16 protein-coding genes are annotated in these 16171 nt (G+C 60.8%); 6 read left to right on the forward strand and 10 right to left on the reverse strand.

The genetic code is table 11. From position 1 onward, the window contains the following. Nucleotides 1-206: 206 nt before the first annotated feature. The gene (locus tag PLU72_00005; GenBank protein HOT26535.1) at nucleotides 207-785 is read right to left on the reverse strand and encodes a hypothetical protein; all 579 of its coding nucleotides are present in this window, start codon (nucleotides 783-785) and stop codon (nucleotides 207-209) included. Between the two features lie 228 nt (nucleotides 786-1013). Here PLU72_00005 and PLU72_00010 point away from each other — a divergent pair, with 228 nt between their 5' ends. Both PLU72_00010 and PLU72_00015 read left to right on the forward strand, forming a co-directional pair. After that, entirely contained in the window at nucleotides 1014-1619 is a 606-nt protein-coding gene (locus PLU72_00010; protein ID HOT26536.1) for a hypothetical protein, read from the forward strand. A gap of 22 nt (nucleotides 1620-1641) precedes the next feature. Next, nucleotides 1642-2100: a peroxiredoxin gene (locus PLU72_00015; protein HOT26537.1), complete on the forward strand. Its 459-nt coding sequence runs from the start codon at nucleotides 1642-1644 to the stop codon at nucleotides 2098-2100. A gap of 44 nt (nucleotides 2101-2144) precedes the next feature. Here the strand turns inward: PLU72_00015 and PLU72_00020 are convergent, their stop codons facing one another. The 7 genes from PLU72_00020 to PLU72_00050 all read right to left on the reverse strand — a co-directional run bounded on the left by PLU72_00020 (nucleotide 2145) and on the right by PLU72_00050 (nucleotide 8292). Continuing rightward, the gene (locus PLU72_00020) at nucleotides 2145-2567 is read right to left on the reverse strand and encodes a type II toxin-antitoxin system VapC family toxin (GenBank protein ID HOT26538.1); all 423 of its coding nucleotides are present in this window, start codon (nucleotides 2565-2567) and stop codon (nucleotides 2145-2147) included. Beyond that, nucleotides 2567-2800: a type II toxin-antitoxin system VapB family antitoxin gene (gene vapB, locus PLU72_00025; protein ID HOT26539.1), complete on the reverse strand. Its 234-nt coding sequence runs from the start codon at nucleotides 2798-2800 to the stop codon at nucleotides 2567-2569. Before vapB ends, PLU72_00020 begins: the two co-directional genes overlap by 1 nt. 152 nt (nucleotides 2801-2952) lie before the next feature. Continuing rightward, nucleotides 2953-4917 (reverse strand): molecular chaperone HtpG, encoded by a 1965-nt coding sequence (gene htpG / locus PLU72_00030; protein HOT26540.1) that lies wholly within the window; start codon nucleotides 4915-4917, stop codon nucleotides 2953-2955. 68 nt (nucleotides 4918-4985) lie between these two features. Beyond that, nucleotides 4986-5432 carry an Hsp20/alpha crystallin family protein gene (locus PLU72_00035; GenBank protein ID HOT26541.1) on the reverse strand — a complete coding sequence of 149 codons (447 nt, stop codon included), beginning with the start codon at nucleotides 5430-5432 and terminating at the stop codon, nucleotides 4986-4988. A 140-nt stretch (nucleotides 5433-5572) separates the two neighbouring features. After that, the gene (locus PLU72_00040) at nucleotides 5573-6133 is read right to left on the reverse strand and encodes a hypothetical protein (protein ID HOT26542.1); all 561 of its coding nucleotides are present in this window, start codon (nucleotides 6131-6133) and stop codon (nucleotides 5573-5575) included. Between the two features lie 16 nt (nucleotides 6134-6149). Then, nucleotides 6150-6989, reverse strand: coding sequence for a serine/threonine-protein kinase (locus PLU72_00045; protein HOT26543.1), 840 nt, complete (start codon nucleotides 6987-6989; stop codon nucleotides 6150-6152). A 121-nt stretch (nucleotides 6990-7110) separates the two neighbouring features. After that, a complete protein-coding gene (locus PLU72_00050; GenBank protein HOT26544.1) occupies nucleotides 7111-8292 on the reverse strand; it encodes a cyclic nucleotide-binding domain-containing protein in 1182 nt (393 codons plus the stop codon). 268 nt (nucleotides 8293-8560) lie between these two features. Between PLU72_00050 and PLU72_00055 the strand changes: the two genes are divergently transcribed. From PLU72_00055 to PLU72_00070, 4 genes are all read left to right on the forward strand, one after another. Then, entirely contained in the window at nucleotides 8561-9088 is a 528-nt protein-coding gene (locus tag PLU72_00055; protein ID HOT26545.1) for a hypothetical protein, read from the forward strand. A 113-nt stretch (nucleotides 9089-9201) separates the two neighbouring features. Then, complete coding sequence (locus PLU72_00060) at nucleotides 9202-11433, forward strand: alpha-amylase family glycosyl hydrolase (GenBank protein ID HOT26546.1); 2232 nt, start codon at nucleotides 9202-9204, stop codon at nucleotides 11431-11433. A gap of 77 nt (nucleotides 11434-11510) precedes the next feature. Further along, nucleotides 11511-12518: an SH3 domain-containing protein gene (locus tag PLU72_00065; GenBank protein HOT26547.1), complete on the forward strand. Its 1008-nt coding sequence runs from the start codon at nucleotides 11511-11513 to the stop codon at nucleotides 12516-12518. Nucleotides 12519-12549: 31 nt separating this feature from the next. Further along, nucleotides 12550-13521 (forward strand): hypothetical protein, encoded by a 972-nt coding sequence (locus PLU72_00070; GenBank protein ID HOT26548.1) that lies wholly within the window; start codon nucleotides 12550-12552, stop codon nucleotides 13519-13521. A gap of 76 nt (nucleotides 13522-13597) precedes the next feature. Here the strand turns inward: PLU72_00070 and PLU72_00075 are convergent, their stop codons facing one another. After that, nucleotides 13598-14188: an FmdE family protein gene (locus PLU72_00075; GenBank protein ID HOT26549.1), complete on the reverse strand. Its 591-nt coding sequence runs from the start codon at nucleotides 14186-14188 to the stop codon at nucleotides 13598-13600. A 41-nt stretch (nucleotides 14189-14229) separates the two neighbouring features. Then, on the reverse strand, nucleotides 14230-16164 hold the full coding sequence (locus PLU72_00080; protein ID HOT26550.1) for a TonB-dependent receptor: 1935 nt from the start codon (nucleotides 16162-16164) through the stop codon (nucleotides 14230-14232). Between the last annotated feature and the right edge of the window lie 7 nt (nucleotides 16165-16171).

Below are 16171 nucleotides of genomic sequence, written 5' to 3' on the forward strand. Positions count from 1 at the left end.
CCAAATTCAACATCTACGTTAACACCCCCAACTGAACATACAAGACGAGTAGTACCGCCCACTTGACCTCCTCTTATGCAATACACCAGAGTTGTCTGGAAACGCTGAATTTTCCCGAAATAAAGAATATTCCGTCAGACCAATGAATATTTTTCGGTATACCAAGTCACGTGACAGGAATGACTTCCCTTTTGGTGGGCGGTTCATCACTTATAAGGATCGACATTTATCGATGGCGCTTTTACAGCCTTCAATAGACGAGCGAGTTCACTGGAATCGAATCTTTTTATCGAGCACTCTCTATTGCCGTAGCGGTCTTCATCTCTGATGGAGAGCCAAAAATAGGTGGGATTATAGGAATCTTTCTGAACAATGAGAGTTCCCTTCATTCCATCCACTGACAATTCCCACCTTTCGATGGGGTGTGAGTTCTTGCTGTAGCGATCAGGTGACTCCCTGAGGATTTTCAATAGACTGTTTGCTGAGTTCGAATTCCCTTGAAGTTCCAACTTTTTCCCGCCAGCATGGAATACAATATTTGAGCCGGCTTTTGCGATATTTTCGTGAAACTCCCTGCTGATGAGGTTGTCTCTCGCAACCCAGAGAAACCAGGAAATAAAGAACAGAACGAAGATTCCGACAAATAGCGTGCCTCCATTGAGCCTTGAATCTTTTTTTTCTCCTCTTGCTGAAATAATCATCAACAAAAGAGACATGAAAATTATAATTCCTATTAATACATAATCTATCTTGAATTGAATCAGGAGAATGAGCAGAGTTCGCATGGGAGGCTTTCCTTCCGCTTATTTGGTCCGGGGCAATGAACGTCATGAAACGACGATACTGCACCCTTTTGGAACGTGGGCATTTTACCCTTTGTTCCGGTATATATCCAGAACATGCCGGATCACCCGATTTCGTGATTGCAGAAACAGGATTTCCTGGTGTACACAGTATTCTGCATTCAGCCGTGACTCCGAATTTTCGTCCGATCGGCCAAGATTTCCTGGAAAATGAACATTCATCGCGTTGTTGTCGTGTGCATGCTTTCCTGCCTGGCGTGTTGTCCGGCCGGGGCATTCCCGGCACCGGATTTCCCGCCGGCGTGGGTCGAAAAACGGGTGCCGGCGCAGAAATTCGTCGAGTATGACCTTGTCGATCTCCAGGGACAGCGCTGGAACAGTATGGAACTTCGGGGGAAGCCCGTCGTGATCCTGACCGGGCACCGTGATATACGTCATGATATTAAACGATGGGCCGAGCGCCTCAAGCAAGAATTCGCCGATGCCGGCGGTATCGCGCTGTTTTACGATGTCAATCTCGCGCAGTTCCCCTGGACGACCGAACACGAGGATGCCGAGGCCTGGTGGCGGGAGCAGCGGTTCCCGATTCCCGTCGTGCTCGACTGGCATGCGCTGATCGGCCGGGCGTTGAAGATTGCATACGGCACGCCGAACGTCATCGTTCTCGACCGGGACAACCTGCTCGTTCACCACGCAACCGGCCCGTGCGAGCCGGCCGCCTGGGAACTCGTCCGGAACATGCTTCGCCGCCTCCTCGCTGGTGGTGGCGCGAAGCCGAATCTCGGCCCCGGGGTTGCCCCGAAGGCCGTGCAATGATGCGCTTTTCCAGAAGGTTGCGATGAACGTCGGAGACAGGGCGCCGGAATTCACGTTGAACGACCAGGACGGCAAGCCCGTTTCCCTTGCGGATTTCAGGGGCAGGCAGACGGTTGTGGTGTTCTTCTACCCGAAAGACGAGTCGCCGGTCTGCACGATCGAAGCCTGCGGATTCCGCGACATGACCCCGTCGTTCACCGAGGTCGGCGCCGCCGTGCTGGGCATCAGTTCGGACAATTCAGAAAAACACAGGGCATTCGCCGATCAATACAGGCTTTCCTTCCCTTTGCTGGCCGATACCGACGGGGCGGTGCGCCGCGCGTTCGGGGTGCCCAGCACCCTGTGGCTGTTCCCCGGTCGCGTCACCTACGTCATCGACCGCGACGGCATCGTGCGCATGGTCTACGACTCGCCGATCCGCGCCCAGCAACACGTCGAGCGCGCCCTCGAGGCCGCCCGCTCCCTCGCCCCGAAGCCCTGACGACAGCAGGGGATTTTGCTGGCCCTGAGACCTGATGGCATCCCTCAGGGAGCGATCCTGTGCGAAGACTTGCACCAGTTCACGAGTTTCAGGCCGGGAACCCGGGAAAACTCGCGTTCGTTGTTCGTGACGAGGCATGCGCCCGCAGAGAGGGCGTGAGCTGCGATGAGGGTGTCCATCGGCCCGATCGGAGATCCGTTTTTCTCGAGATGATGGCGGATAGCTCCATATTCGATGGCTGCCGCCGAGTCGAAGGGAAGGATCTCGAACGGCAGGAGGAATTCCTGCAGGTGTCTCCTGTTTTTATCTGGCTTCGAGCTTTTCGCGATGCCGAACTCGAGTTCGGCGAGGGTGACCGCTGAAATGCCGATTTCTCCGGGGCCGTGCGCTTTGACATGGGCGGCAAGCGCCGGGTGTGTGCTTTTGCAGAGATAGATGAAGATATTCGTATCGAGAAGATACAGCATCAGTCGAAGAGCTCCTCACGTCGTTCGAGACTGCCCTGGTCCCGTTCGGACATGAAGTCTTCCGTGAATTTCCCGGCGTTGCGTTCCATCGGGGCCCACCAGTCGTCCTTGGGGAGGAGGATGATGGCGTTTCCGAGACGCTTGATGAACACTTCTTTCCCGTTGAATCGGAACTCCTTGGGAAGCCGGACGGCCTGGCTCTGCCCATTCTGGAAAAGTTTTGCGGTTTTCATGTTCGTCCTCCGTATATACTAATAAATAGATACTCCAGATGGTGCGATTGTGCAAGATGTTTCCGCCATCATCAATGATCCGCTTGCCCGGACAAAATGAACCGGGGCCGCCCTGTGCGGACGGCCCCGGATATTTCGATGGGGAGGAATGATTACGAGAGGGCTTTGACCATCAATTCGGCGACACGGCGGCTGAAGCCGGCGGGGTCGGGGAGTTTGCCGCCCTCGGCAAGCAGGGCCTGGCCGTAGAGCAGCTCGGCGTAGTCGCCGATGCGGCTGTCGTTCTTGTCGGTGGCGTAGATGCCGTTCAGTTTCTCGAGCAGCGGGTGGGTGGCGTTCAGCTCGAGAATGCGCTTCACGGGCGGAACGTCCTTGCCGGTGGCCTTCAGCAGGGCTTCGAGCTGAGGCGTCATGTCGTATTCGTTGCCGACGATGCAGGCGGGTGAGGTCGTGAGGCGGCTCGAGAGGCGCACTTCCTTCACGTGCTCGGAGAGTTTGCCCTGCAGGGCCTCGAGGAGCGGCTTCCAGGCAGTCTCCTTCTCCTTGCGGGCCTCCTCTTCCTTCTTGCGTTCTTCATCGCTGCCCAGTTCGGCGACGCCCTTGGCGGCGGACTGGAACGTCTTTCCCTTGTATTCATGCACGAATTGGACCCACACCTCGTCGACGGGGTCGCTGAGCAGCAGCACTTCGTAGCCCTTGGCCCGGAACGCCTCGAGATGCGGCGACGACTCGGCCATCGCGCGGGTCTCGCCCGTCAAATAGTAGATGCTTTTCTGCTCGGGCTTCATCCGGCCCACGTATTCCTCCATCGTGAACCAGTCGCTCGGCGAGAAGGTGCTCTGGAAGAGGCAGGCGTCGAACAGGCGGTCGCGGTCCTCGGGGACCTTGAACAGGCCTTCTTTCACCACGCGGCCGAACTCCTTCCAGAACTCGAGGAACTTGTCGCGCTGGTCGGTGCGCATCGTCTTGAACGCGTCGAGCACCTTGCGGGTGATCGTCTTGCGGATGCCGGTGATGCGCCGGTCGTGCTGAAGTATTTCGCGCGATATATTCAGGGGCAGGTCCTCGGCGTCGACGACGCCGCGCACGAACCGCAGATACTCCGGCACGAGGTCCTTGCAGTCGTGCATGATGAAGACGCGCTTGATGTACAGGTTCACGCCCCGTTCGGCATCCGGCATGTAGATGTCGTGGCCGGCCTTGGTCGGGATGTAGAGCAGCGAACGGAACTCGTTCGTCGTGCCTTCGGCCTTGAACATGATCCACTTGAGCGGGTCGTTCCAGTCGCGGCTGAGGTGCTTGTAGAACTCCTTGTGCTCGTCCTCGGTGATCTCTTTTTCGGGCCGCATCCAGATCGCTTTCATCGAGTTGAGCGTCGCGTCCTCGATGGTCGTCTCATCCTTCGCGTCCTTACCCTCGCCGACGCGCTTGTGGCGCTCGACGCGCATCTTGATGGGGTAGGCGACGAAGTCGGAGTATTTCCGCACGATATCCCTGATCGTCCACTCGGTGGTGAAATCCTGGATCTCGTGATGCTCGTCGTCCTCGCTGGCCTTGTCATCCTTGTTCTCGACCTTCAGGTGCAGGGTGACCGAGGTGCCCTGGTGGTCCCGGGAAGCCTCGTCGATGCTGTAGGTGCCGTCGCCGGTCGATTCCCAGCGCCACGCCTTCTCTTCGCCCGCCTTGCGGCTGACGACGGTGACACGGTCGGCGACCATGAAGCTCGAGTAGAAGCCGACGCCGAACTGGCCGATCAGCTCGGGCGGAAGCGCCTTATCCTTGGCTTCCTGAGCCAGCCGGAGAAACTCCTTCGTGCCGGAACGGGCGATCGTGCCGAGATACTCGACCAGCTCGTCGCGGTTCATGCCGATGCCGGTGTCGTGGATGGTGAGCGTGTTCTTTTCCTTGTCGGGCTCGATGCGGATGTGCAGATCCTCGGTCAGGCCGCGGAGCGCGTCTTTCGTGAGCGCCTCGAAACGCAGCTTGTCGAGCGCGTCGGACGCGTTCGAGATGAGCTCGCGCAGGAAGATCTCGCGGTGCGAATACACCGAGTGGATCATCAGATCGAGCAGTTGCCTGGCTTCGGTCTTGAATTCGTAGGTCTGGGCAGTAGACATTGAGGCTCCTCCGGAAATATGTGACTAAATATTGTATACCTGAGCGTATCAGGTGAGAATCCGCAGCGTCAGACGATCTTTACGTCGATCGTGCGAGGACGTGCTTCGGGGGCCTTCGGCAGGGTGAGATACAGGACGCCGTGCCGGATCTCGGCTTTGACCGCCGTCGCGTCGATGAGGGCTGGCAGTTCGAACATGCGGCTGAACTTCCCGCTGCGGCGCTCGCGCCGATGGAAGGCGGCCGCCTCGACCTCCGGCGCAGATCGTCTGCCGGAAAGGGTCAGGACGTTTCCCGACAGCTGGACGTTGAGATCGCCTGGTTCGACACCTGGAACCGGCGCCTCGATGAGATACGCGTCATCCGTCTGCGACAGCGAGATCTGCGGAAACACTCGTGCCATGCGGCTTTTCCACGCGACGCCGGGAAGGGGGCGGCCCCGGACGGCGCGAGTGAACTCGTTCAGCTGCTCGCCGAACCTTTCCATGCCTTCGTTCGTGAAATGCCAGACGTTCATGGTGCGACTCCTTGGGTGTCAGAATGATTTGACTATCGTGATTCGCAAACGTCATGCCAGACAACAAAAAGCCCATGCAATGCGGAATCCCGCATTCCCCGGAGGAGGGTGCGACGTCGCAGCGACTGCCCGTCAGCCCGTCACTTGATCTCCAGCTCGAACGCGAGACTGTTGGTCTTGTACCCGTCGATGATCATCCAGAGCAGCATCTGATGCTTTCCGACCGTTGCGCTGGCCACGGTTGCGACGGGGAAGGGGAGCTGGACCTGCCAGATCCCTTCCGTCGAGGCGGCGCCCAAGCTGGTGGGAATCTCGAGCGGCGAGGCGAACTCGTCGAAGAAACCCGCGCCGCGCACCGACGCCCTGAAACTTGCAGATGCCGTGCCGGAGCTGACGATGCCCGTCGGCCCAGGATTGGCGACCGTGCTGGCCAGCGCGACAACGCCGGTTGCCGCGGCGATGGGCGTCGCGGTGACCCAAGAGCAGGAAAGCGTCAGGATTCCTCCGTCTGCCTGCTTGATCGAGTTGCCGGTGACGGTCAGGCTTGCGATGGTCGGGTAGAACCACGGCGTGCCGCCGGCCGTTCCCGCGGAAAGCGGGGTTCCCTGGTCGTTACAGCCTGTCGACAGCAACGTCGCGACGAGGCAGGCAGCGATGAAAAGAACGGGAAGGAGCAGGGGGAATGCGTGGCGGTCCTTCATGGATGGCCTCGGTCCGTCATGCGCCGAGAATCTGCGGAATGACGGCCTTGAGGTCGGCCATGATACGGCGGATGGACGGCCGCATGCGCGGGGTCTTGTCGAGCATGCCGAACACGGTTTCCCGCAGAGGGGCGAACTTGGGCACGGCGTCGAACCGCTCAGCCGGCAGCGGCGCTGTCACGTGCTGGAGGAGCCTGGCTACGTTGTCGCCGGGGTTGGTCTCGTCGAACTCGAATGGCACCTGGCCGGTCAGGAATTCCCAAAAGATGATGCCGATCGCGTAGACGTCTGATGCCTCGCTCAGGGCCAGCCCCTGGCACTGTTCGGGCGACATGTAGGCCGGTGTGCCGAGAAGGACGCCCGGCTTGGTGAGCTTTTCGCGTGTCTTGGCGAGGCCGAAGTCGACGATCTTGAGCTGGCCGTCGTTGCCGATCAGCAGATTGGAAGGCTTGAGATCGCGGTGGATGACCATGCGGTTGTGGCACTCCTCGACCCCTTCGAGCAGTTGCTGAAACGCCCGAAACAGGGCTGGCAGGTCACGGCGCAGCTCGTCCTTCATCGCGGCCATCGAACGGCCGTCGATGAACTCGGTGATGATGAAGGGAAGGTTGCCCTCCTTCTCGAGCGAGTAGATGCGGGCGATGGCCGGATGCCGCAGCGAGGAGAGAACCTCGCCTTCCTTGATGAACCGTTTCACCGTGTCGATATTGGCGCTGGCCGGGCCATCGAGGATCTTCAGCGAGACGTCCCGGTCGGCCGTCATGTCATGGGCCTTGTAGATCGTGCCGTGCCGCCCCTCGCCGATGAACTGGATGATCTTGTATCGCTCTCGGATCACATCGCCCGGGTTGCGCATGTCTTCCTCCACTGAATTCAGGTTGTCCGTGCTCTGCCCATCGTATAGTTGGCGATATATCGCAACGTCCCGACGGGACGCAACATTCTAAGCTATTTTCTCGGGACGGTCAATCGAACGATCAGGGCTTCTCGATCTGGCCGAGAGCCGCGGAAAATGCATTGTATATTTCTCTCGATTGATTCGCACAGGAATGGAACGGGCGTTCCAGCGCCGGATTCTGCCTGCGGAGAGTGTCGAGCCTGGACGCGATTCCGTGATGCGCCTCGAGAATGGCACCGAGTTCGGTGAACAGGAACCGGCGTATCGTGCTGCAGAGGCCTGAAACGAGCTTCAGCGTCTCGTTCGTTCGGGTGACGAGGCCGAACATCATCCCGGACAGCATCCCGGGATGCGAGCTGAAAAAGTCGCGGATATGTTCCTGTTCGATCACGATCGCGGAAACCGGCGTGAGGCACACGACGTTGGCTGTCCGAAGCGAGTCCTGATTCCTTCCGTCGAGACGCTCGAGCACGGCGATCTCCCCGATGATGCTCCCGGGCCGGTCGATCCGGATCCGGTGGTCATTGTCGAGGACGACGTCGACCGCTCCGCCGGTCAGAATGAATAGCCTGTTGCCGGGCAGCCCTTTCCGGCAGAGGAACGTGCCGGTGCTGAACTCGCGCGCTCCGTTCGAGAGGTCGGCTCCCTGGATGACTGCGTTGGATACCGAGGGGGCCGGCTTCGAAAGCCAGGTTTTCGCGGCGACGCCTTTTGCCCGGTCGAACGCCTTGTGCGTTCGGACGAACTCCAGGATGGATGCGATCGTCGAAAACGCGCCGGTGCGGATTTGTTCGATTTCACTCGTGACCGCGAGGAGCGCCTGGGCCGAAAGAGACTGGAGGCGGCGCAGGTCGTTCTCAATCCGGGAAAGCCTTTCGAGCCGTTCGATTGTCGCCCGAAGGGTGCGGGCCAGTGATATACAAGTCTTGATACCGATTTCCGGTTGGCCGGTCACGATGTTCTGCAGAGATTCCCCGGCGGTGGGAATCGGCGTTGCTCCTGACTCCTCGAGAGCGAAGACCGAAAACTCGTGAGGCTTCTTGAGCAGGGCATCGATCTCGCCAAAGATCTGTCCCGGCTCGTCGAAAATCTCGAGCAGCACTGCATTTGCGAGCCGCTCCGCCATGGGGACATCCGGATTCGAGTCGGTGAGTTTCACTTTTGCGAACCGGCCCTGGGTCAGCCCGTAATACTCCTGCCTGACCTCACCCTGAAAAAACACCGGCTGTCCGGGCTCGAATGTCGTGTAATCGTCACGCACGTGCTAACTCCATTTCCCTCTGGCTTTCCAATCAATACATGCCTCGAGGCACGTTCATTGTCGCATGTCTTTGTACCCTCCCTATGTATTCCGGGAGTGACAGGAATGTCAATACTCCTAGAGAGGCCCGAATTCGTGGAGAGACTGGGTTGGCCACCTTCCTGAACGTGGTATCATGGGGCAAAATCCCCCAAGTCTGAACGGAATCTTCAAGGGAGGTTCGGAAGTGAGAAGAGCGTGGTTCCATGGTGTGATGCTGGTAACACTGATGATGGTGAATTCTTGGGTGTATGCGACAGAGAGAGACCTGGGGCGAAGCCAGGCGGTGCAGGAGTTCATGGCGGCGCAGCGGCAGAAGTCGCAGGCCTTCCAGGAAGCGGAAAACAACGATGGGAAAGCGTTCATGGCCGCTCTCGCCGGAAAGCCCAAAGCAGAGAAGATCGCGGCCGTGCGCACGTTCAAGACGGAACAGTATGAGAAGAACTGCGCCTTTCGGGAGCAGATGATGGCCGAATGGGACGCCTTCCTGGCAACGCAGGGATCATCGAACGTCGGCGCCGCTCAGGGGCGCAGAGAGATGATGAAACAGCGGATGGCAGAACAGAACAGCAAGATCAAAGCGTTTTTCGCCCAAAAGCATGCCGAGAACATGGCGTTTCTCGACAGAATGCTGGCCGATTCCTCGATGGACGGCGCCGCGCTCGACAAGGAAATGAGCACCTTTTTCCAGAATCAGAAGGCTTCGGCGAAAGAACACATGGATTCGATCCGACGACCCGCCGGGAAGGGACGCTGACTGCGGGTTCTGAGAAGCGACCTGATCGATTCTCCAGGGCGCCGGGCATGCCGTGAAAGATTCAGGGAACATACAACGAGCCAGCAGAATGCGAAGTAAATAGGAGCATATATATGAGACGGATTATATTGGTTGTTTGTCTCCTGGTGGGTGTCTGCTCGACGTCTTGGGCCGAAACGTGGAAAACGCTTTCCGTCGCGGGGACCTTCAACAACTGGGACCCGGCCGCTGCGGGCGGGGAGATGGCGGTGAAGGGCGACCATTGGGAAGCGAAGATGTTCCTGCATGCCGGGGCCGTCGAATACAAATTCTGCGCCGACAAGGCCTGGGCGTTGAACTGGGGCGACGATGCCGAGAAATCCGATCTGCCGCAGAAGGGAAAGGCCGTTCGCGGCGCCGGGAACATCCTGATCCGCATCGACAAGTCGGGCACATTCCTCTTTTCCTTCGATCCGTCCACGGGAGAGTATGAACTGGTTCGCGACTCCGCGGGTGAGCCGCCGGCGCCGAATCCCGAGCCTCCGACGCCCCCCGCGCCCGAACCGCCGGCGCCCCCCATTCCCTCGCCAACCGGAATGGACTTCCGCGAGGAGACCATCTACTTCCTCATCACGACCCGCTTCTACAACGGCGACGCGGCGAACGACTTCTACTGCCGCGACCGCATCAAAAAGGGCGATCCCCACTGGCGCGGCGACTTCAAAGGGCTGATCGAGCAACTCGATTACATCAGAGACCTGGGCTTCACAGCCATCTGGATCACCCCGCCGGTCGAGAACCGCAGCGGCCTCGACTACCACGGCTACCACGCCTACGACTGGACCCGCATCGACCCGCGCCTCGAGTCGCCGGGGGCGACCTACGCCGACCTGATCAAGGCCTGCCACGCCCGCGGCATCAAGGTGATCCAGGACGTGGTCATCAACCACTCCTCGAACTACGGCATCCGGAACAAGGTCTGGATCGACCGGCTCCCGATCAAGTATTTCCGCAAGGCCGGCGTCTCGTTCGAGTGGCCCTACGTCGGGAATCTCGGTAACTATACCTCGCCCTGGCGCGAAGACAATGACAACCCGCTGGCTCCCGGCTGGTTCCGAGAGAGGCAGACCAGCGATCCCGAGGGAATAGTCCCGCTGAAGGACCCCGTCACCGGCGTCGTGCTTCCCACCGAGAAATGCGATCCCAACCGCTTTTTCGGAACCGACGTGAACCGGCTCGACCCGGCCTGGTATCACCAGAACGGCTTCATGGCGGGCGGCGACTGGGAGAGCCCCGCTTCCCTGCAGACGAAGCACATGGCCGGCGATTGCCTCGACCTGGCGACCGAGCGAGCGAACGTGCGCGAATATCTGAACACGGCGATCTGCGGCTGGCTCGACCTCGGCGTCGATGCTATCCGGCTCGACACCGTCAAACACGTCGAGCGCGGCGATCTGCTCAGCTATGTCAACACCTGGAAAAAGCACAAGCCCGGCCTGTTCGTGTTCGGCGAAAACCTGGTGAAGGGCCATGGGTGGGGCGATCTCGGCGGCGACAACGGGCCGTCCGACATCCGGCCTTGGTGGTACACCCGCCTCGGAAACGACCGGCGCGACCCGAATTCGGGCCCCGACTCGGGCTTCTCGGTGCTCGACTTCTCGCTGTTCTCAACGTTCCGCGACAATCTCAGCCGCGGCTCGCTCGGCGGCATCGAGCAGGTGCTGTCGATGGACTGGGTCTACGGCGACGCCACGCGGCTGGTCACCTTCCTGCAGAACCACGACGTCGGCCCCGACAACGATTTCAAATACCGGTTCAAGGGCGACGACTGGATGGCGGCCGTCGCCTACAACCTGCTCTGGACGATCCGCGGCATCCCGTGCCTCTACTACGGCGAGGAGATCGCGTTCCAGAAAGGGCTTCCCCAGGACATCTGCGGAAACGACGACACCCTCGACCAGACCGGCCGCGCCTACTTCGGCGATCATCTCGCCCCCGGCGCCGTCGCGAAGACACGCGCGCATCCCCTCTGGACGCACATTCAGAGGCTCAATGCCATCCGGCGAGCCGTTCCAGCCCTGCAGAAGGCCCCGATGAGCCTCATCCGCGAATGGGGCTCGGGCATGAGCTTCGTGCGCGACTGGAACAACGGCAAGAGTTACGCTGTCGTCGGTCTGGCCGCCGGAAGCGACCAGCACATCACGGTCGTCGGCATTCGCAACGGCCTCTATCGCGACGCCGTCACGGGAAATACGGTGAAGGTCGAGGGCGGCAGCCTGGTGTTCGACGTGAAAGCCAACTCGGCGGGGATCTACGTTCTCAATGGCCCGGGGAAAATCGGTTCCGACGGGGTGTTCCTGCGCTGAGCCGCATTGATTTTTGATGTAACCTTGGCGGAAGTCCGGGAAAGATAGGGCATGGAAATTCGAACTGGAGGGGCATTATGAAGAGTTCATCCGCTGTTTTGCTTCTTCTGGCGTTGGTCGCGATCGTCAGCATGGCCGGTCCTGCGCTGGTGTGTGCGCAGAGCCCGCAGTCGACGCTGGAGGGTCACGAGATCTCCGATTCCGATCAGCCTGCCGCAACCGGCGCGGGCGATTCCGGAAAGACCGCGGCCCAGATGGAACAAACCATCGCCAGTCTCGAAGCTCTCGTGAAGCAGTATGAAGAGCTGATCAAGAAACTCGAGGGCCAGGTGAAGGGCGCCGAGGCCGCCGTCGAAGGCGAAGATGGAACCGTCGAGGTCAACTCCAGCCTGAACGTCCGCAGCGGCCCGTGGGGCTCGATCATCGGCGGCCTGACCAACGGCGAGAAGGTCAAGATCATCGGCAAGCAGGACCCCTGGTACAAGATCTCCTACGGCGGCGGCACCGCCTACGTTCACCAGAACTACATCTCGACCGCGAAACAGCCTGCCGGCCAGGTGCCGGTGGTCTTCCCGGCCGATTACGCCGGGCCTATCATCGACGGAACCCGGGCGGGCGGAGGCTCTTCCTCCAGTCCGAGTTCGAGCGCCGGCGCCGCTCCCCCGGCTGGCGACCTTCAGACCCGCATCGTGAGCGCTGCCCGGGCGCTCGTCGGCATGCGCAACTTCCCGTACGACCCGCTGACGAACGGCGGCAGACTGGGCTGCGCCCAGGTCGTTTCCACCGCCCTCAAAAACGCCGGCGTCATGAGCAAGATCGTCCTCAACGTCCACGGCGTCATGAATGACCTGCTGGCCAAGGGCTGGAAATACGCGCAGGTTCCGCCGTATCGCGCCGGCGACGTCGTCACCTGGAAGACCTACGACTCCACCGGCGACGGCGTGATGGATCCCGACACCCATATCGGCATCGCCGTCGAGAGCGGAAACAACGTCCAGGTCATGAACAACTCCAGTTCGCAGAGAATGCCTCGGCTGTGCGCCGCCAACGCGATGACTCTCAGTCACGTTCTCCGCAAGGTCTGATTCCTTTTTATATTCAGGAGTATAAAATACTATGCGTCCGTTCATCACTCTGATATTCGCTGCACTGGTCGCTCTGCCTGCCTTCGGTCAAACCGAGCTCACGCTGCCCTTCGGGGACGAACCCGGCAAGGTCGCCTATCTCAACTACAAGAACAACCCCGGCGCCGAAGAGCCTCACCCCTGGGGCCCGCTCTCGTTCAGGAACGCCGGCTCGGAGTTCTGGGTCGCCGATACCGTGGCCGGCCGGGTGTACCGGGTCGATGCCGCCGGCAAGGTGCTCGCCACGATCGTCACCCGGAAGACCGGGAAAAACGCGGTCCTCGAGGATATCGCCCTCGTCCGTGACGCGGCCGGCACGGTGTCCGGCGTCTGGGTCGCCGACGGCATGGAACAGCAGGTCGTTCTGTACGGAACGGACGGCACGAAGCGGAAGACGTTCGGCGCCCCCGGAAACGAGCCCGGCACATTTGCCCAGATCGCCCGCATCGAAGCCGGCCCTTCGGGACGGGTCTACGTCAGCGACAAGGGGCGCCAGCGGATCATCGTTTTCGATCCCGAGGGAAAGGTCGTCCGCGAACTGCCCTGGCAGTGGTCGGGCCTCTGTCTCGACAAGGATGAAAATCTATACCATCTCGAATGGAACGACCAGGAAAAGCGCGTTCACCTGATCGCCGAAACGTTCGACGGGAAGCCCCTGCTGAACAAGGTCCTCGATCTTCCCCCGCACACGAACTCCGAACTCTGGTTCATCACGCCGGCCGGCGAGGCGATCATCACCTACTCGCCCGACAACGCCCCCCTCCAGGCGCTGAAGATGGCCCGCTGCACGCTCGACGGCAAGCTGGTCGCCATCCTCGACATCAAGCTGCCGATCGTCATGAACCGGTATCTCGAACCCCTCGACGCCGAGAGCGTCTGGCTCGGCCAGGTCGATTACGAAAAGGCCCCCGAAGGCGCCTTCCGCGTCATCCCCTTCAGATACGGCGTCAAGCCCGAGGGCTGACCGCTTTCAGAAAACCCCGGGGCGGCTCCATCCGAGCCTGCCCCGGGGTTTTGCATTTCCGTGATTTTTCTCGCGTTCACGCTGGTGCGCACGGGCGGCAGTGCGGCCTGCCGGCGACCATGACATGCCTTCCATCCATGATCGATTCGCCGCATTTCACGCACCGCTCGCGTTCTTTGGGAAAGCCCGGAAGATCGGTTTCCGCCCAGTCGACCTCGGCAACCGAGATGGAGAACTGGCGCTCCCACGGATACCCGAAGAAGACCCGGGAAGCGGCGGCTGTGTCGTGACGATCGATACCGAGCCGTTTCATCTCCGCTTCGAGCTCGTCGAACGCCTCGGTTTTCTGGGAAATGCGGATCCCCTTTTTTCGTTCGATCGAGCAGAACGTCGCGGCGAACCTGCCCCAGTCGCGGAATTTCAACGTGCGGCGGCCCAGACGGCAGCCGGTGACCGAGATGATCGCGTCGGTGAGGCATCGGTCGATCTCGGTGATCACGATCAGATCCTTGCTCGGGTAAGTTTCATACCCGAGCAGGTGCCGCGCCCCGAACGCCATTTTCACCCCGTTATACATGCCGGGGCAGAGGTGGCCGTGAAAGGCGCACGCGTCGGAGAGACCGCGCTCATACTCGTTCCATGATATGTCCGGTGTGAATATCTTCATATATATCTTCCTTGATAGTCTGTCGGCCCGCCGGGGCGGCGTTAGAACCTCACGTCGAGTCCGAGAATCGCCTGGCGGGGGATGCCATACACGACCGGCACCCCGACCGCGTGCGTGTCCGTTTCGATATCCGCATCGGTCAGGTTGTTGACGGTGAGCGTCGCCGTCATGAGGTCCGTGATGCGGCGGCGCAGGGTGAGGTCGAGCCGGGTCGAGGCGGGGAGTTTCGTGGTGATCGATTGCCCTTTTCCGGTCGAGACGTAGGGCGCGTCGCCGAGCCGCTCGACGAACAGAAGCCCCGACGTGCGGCCGCGTTCCCAGGTCAGGCCGGCGTTGAGCTTGTACGACGGCCGGGCGTCGAGCCGCAGACCGGTGGCGGTATCGTCCGCCTTCTCGATGCGAGTATGGCCCAGCCAGAGCGAGGATGTATCGCAGAGCTTCCCCTGTACGCGGGTTTCCCAGCCGGAGAGATCGACCTCGCCGCGGTTCACCCACAGGAAACGCGGGGCGGTGCGCGGCCACGTCGCGCTGAACTCGCGATCGATCATATCCTCGACGGTCGAGACATACCGCTTGAGCGATATTTCCCAGTCGCGATGGAACTGCCACGCGAAACCGCCTTCGGTGGTATCGGCCGTTTCCGCTTTCAGGGCCGGGTTCCCCTGGCCGGGCACGGTCGCGGTCCAGGTGCCGTCATTCTTCTGACGTCCCATGAACGTCATGTACAACTCGCGCATGACGGGGAAGCGGGCGACGCGGGAACGGCTGACGTTCCAGCGCCATCTCGACGCGGGGTTCCAGGTGAGGCCGCCGGTCCAGGATGTCTCGGAATCGGCCGTCGAATGGGCATCGCGCCGGATCGTCCCGTTCAGCCGGAGGTTGCTGCCGATCTCGAAGATATCGCTCAACAGGTATCCGTGCGTATCCAGCTCCTTGTGGCCGCTGGTGGAAGCGCCGTCCATCGTATCCCTGCGCCCCTGCCACCCGACGGTGAGGCGGTGATCGGACGAGGGGGCCCAGGTGTAGAGGAGCTCCTGGCCCGTGACGGCCATGTCCTGCGTCGATTCGGCTTTCTGGGTTGCATACGTGGTGTCGGTGTAATCGGTGATATGCGAGAATTCCGCATTCCGGAAGGCACGGAGCGTCAGAACGCCGTCGCGGGCTGTTTCCTTCTCGACGACGAGGTCACGGTGCGAGACGTTCCAAGTGTCCCAGATCTGCGGTGTCATCGAGGTGTCATTCAGGTTCGGCAGGCCGAACCGGCCGCGCAGTTCGAGGAAACTCGTCCGGACGCGCCAATCCTGCGGTAATGAATAGCTTCCGCGATACATGAGCGAGTCGGTGTCTTTGAATCCGTTCTCCAGGTGGCCGCGCGTCTCGTTGCCGGACCAGGTGAACAGGTGCTCCGACGCGTCGCAGACGCGCCCGTACGTCACCTCGCGCCGGTTCACGCCGAGGTTGCCGATCTCCTGCGACATGCGCAGCCCCTCGAGGTCGCGTGCGGTCGGCAGCGACAGGTTCAGTGCGCCGGCAAGTCCGCTTGCACCGTACAGCAGCCCGTCGCCGCCGGACACGAGCACGGCGTTCTTCAGGCCGCGAAGCGGGTAGGCCGTCAGGTTCGCCCAGTTGGCCCACGGCATGTTGACCGGTGTTCCGTCGAGCAAGACCTGGGTCGTGTGATTCGGAAAGCCTCTGACAGACGGCGCGGCGGCCATGCCCTTCATCGAGCCGCCAAGCGCGACAGACGGATGCGCCCGGATCATGTCGTTCGGCGTCGGAGCATACAGGAGTTGCGCGGTGGCGGTCGGAACGGCTTCGTGCGTGGCCGGGAGCCATCGTTCGAGGCCGGCGCGTTCGGCCGTGATCGTCAGACCGCTGAGCCGATACGCGTTCGTGCCCGAGGCGGTCTGCGGCTCCGCCAGCACACCCTGTTGAACGAGCAGCAATCCGATGCAAAGGAATCTCCAGCGTTTCATCTGTGCC

The sequence above is a fragment of the Candidatus Ozemobacteraceae bacterium genome (assembly GCA_035373905.1).
In the GTDB taxonomy this organism is placed as follows: domain Bacteria; phylum Muiribacteriota; class Ozemobacteria; order Ozemobacterales; family Ozemobacteraceae; genus MWAR01.

What these genes read in the sequence shown, in the direction of transcription:
- PLU72_00005 (HOT26535.1), bottom strand. Translation starts at nt 785, where the DNA reads ATGCGAACTCTGCTCATTCTCCTGATTCAATTCAAGATAGATTATGTA.
- PLU72_00010 (HOT26536.1), top strand. Translation starts at nt 1,014, where the DNA reads ATGAACATTCATCGCGTTGTTGTCGTGTGCATGCTTTCCTGCCTGGCG.
- PLU72_00015 (HOT26537.1), top strand. Translation starts at nt 1,642, where the DNA reads ATGAACGTCGGAGACAGGGCGCCGGAATTCACGTTGAACGACCAGGAC.
- PLU72_00020 (HOT26538.1), bottom strand. Translation starts at nt 2,567, where the DNA reads ATGCTGTATCTTCTCGATACGAATATCTTCATCTATCTCTGCAAAAGC.
- vapB (HOT26539.1), bottom strand. Translation starts at nt 2,800, where the DNA reads ATGAAAACCGCAAAACTTTTCCAGAATGGGCAGAGCCAGGCCGTCCGG.
- htpG (HOT26540.1), bottom strand. Translation starts at nt 4,917, where the DNA reads ATGTCTACTGCCCAGACCTACGAATTCAAGACCGAAGCCAGGCAACTG.
- PLU72_00035 (HOT26541.1), bottom strand. Translation starts at nt 5,432, where the DNA reads ATGAACGTCTGGCATTTCACGAACGAAGGCATGGAAAGGTTCGGCGAG.
- PLU72_00040 (HOT26542.1), bottom strand. Translation starts at nt 6,133, where the DNA reads ATGAAGGACCGCCACGCATTCCCCCTGCTCCTTCCCGTTCTTTTCATC.
- PLU72_00045 (HOT26543.1), bottom strand. Translation starts at nt 6,989, where the DNA reads ATGCGCAACCCGGGCGATGTGATCCGAGAGCGATACAAGATCATCCAG.
- PLU72_00055 (HOT26545.1), top strand. Translation starts at nt 8,561, where the DNA reads ATGATGGTGAATTCTTGGGTGTATGCGACAGAGAGAGACCTGGGGCGA.
- PLU72_00060 (HOT26546.1), top strand. Translation starts at nt 9,202, where the DNA reads ATGAGACGGATTATATTGGTTGTTTGTCTCCTGGTGGGTGTCTGCTCG.
- PLU72_00065 (HOT26547.1), top strand. Translation starts at nt 11,511, where the DNA reads ATGAAGAGTTCATCCGCTGTTTTGCTTCTTCTGGCGTTGGTCGCGATC.
- PLU72_00070 (HOT26548.1), top strand. Translation starts at nt 12,550, where the DNA reads ATGCGTCCGTTCATCACTCTGATATTCGCTGCACTGGTCGCTCTGCCT.
- PLU72_00075 (HOT26549.1), bottom strand. Translation starts at nt 14,188, where the DNA reads ATGAAGATATTCACACCGGACATATCATGGAACGAGTATGAGCGCGGT.
- PLU72_00080 (HOT26550.1), bottom strand. Translation starts at nt 16,164, where the DNA reads ATGAAACGCTGGAGATTCCTTTGCATCGGATTGCTGCTCGTTCAACAG.